The sequence below is a fragment of the Pantoea sp. RG18 genome (assembly GCF_025910075.1).
Classification (GTDB): domain Bacteria; phylum Pseudomonadota; class Gammaproteobacteria; order Enterobacterales; family Enterobacteriaceae; genus Pantoea; species Pantoea agglomerans.
Genome location: NZ_JAPCIL010000025.1, coordinates 1 through 1,072, shown reverse-complemented (window position 1 = coordinate 1,072; position 1,072 = coordinate 1). Strand labels below are relative to the sequence as shown.

At 56.8% G+C, this 1,072-nt stretch carries 1 protein-coding gene; it reads right to left on the bottom strand.

Annotated elements, in window-relative coordinates; genetic code table 11:
- Nucleotides 1-1,072: Ig-like domain-containing protein (locus tag OK409_RS21610; protein WP_264367521.1), on the bottom strand; the 1,072-nt coding region annotated here is incomplete at both ends.

The following is a 1,072-nucleotide window of genomic DNA, read 5'->3' as shown; positions in this document are numbered from 1 at the left end:
ACCCGGACGGTTCTGCGCACCGCTGTAGGTGGTGTTCACCTGGAACTCATCGGTCACCGCCTGGCCATCGGCGCCGTAGCGGCGCGCCATCACGCCGTCGCCGCTGTTGTCCAGTCCGTTAACGTTGGACTCGTAGACAATCAGAAAGCCGCCGTCGGTCAGCGCGATCACCTGCGGGCTGTCCTGATTGTTGGCCGTGCGCTGGTTCACCTGCTGCTCGGTGCCGATTTTACGTATACCGTCGGCCTCAAAGAGCTGCATGTAAACTTCGGTGCCGGAGACACCTGCGCCCTGCCACGTCACCACGATGCGGCCGTCCGCCAGCCGGGTCGTCGACGGGTTAAGCTGGTCTCCAGTGGTGGTAGTGTTCACCTGCATACTTTCATTCAGCAAGCTATACGTAGCCAGTGCAGATCCCTGGAAGGCCACTGTATCGCCCTTGTTCCCTGCTGGATCGATAGCGTAGATCTCTCCTGACTCGCCAGCTGAGATTGGGTTAGGTGCTATCACCCACTTACCCTGCTGATCGGCTACTACGCTATATTCCGTGCCGTTCTTATCGACAATGACAACCACAACGCCAGGCTCAGTAACACCGCTCAGTGACTCCTCTGAGTTTCCTGAAATCCCAACGTTAGGCGCTGTGATATCGATAATAAAATCCCAGCTACTGCTGATTTCACTGACGTTACCTGCAGCATCCGTTGCCGTCGCCGTAATACCGTGTGTCCCTTCCAGCAGGTTAGTGGTCGGCGTATAGCTCCACTCACCCAGTGCATCTGCCGTCACTGTCGCAAGCAGGATGCCATTGTCATAAAGCGTAACCAGCGAGCCTTTTTCCGCCTTGCCGGTAAAGGTCGGCGCCGGATCGTCAATGACATTACCTGCCACTGGTGAGGTGAACTGCAATGTACCGACGTCATCCTGTAATGACTGGATGATCACTGGTTCTGGCGGTGTGGTATCCACATTCAGGGTAAATTTCGCCTCGCTGCTGTTGCCCGCTGCGTTGGTTACCGATGCCGTAAAGACGTGCTCACCATCAGCCAGCTCCGCCACCGCGAACGTCCAT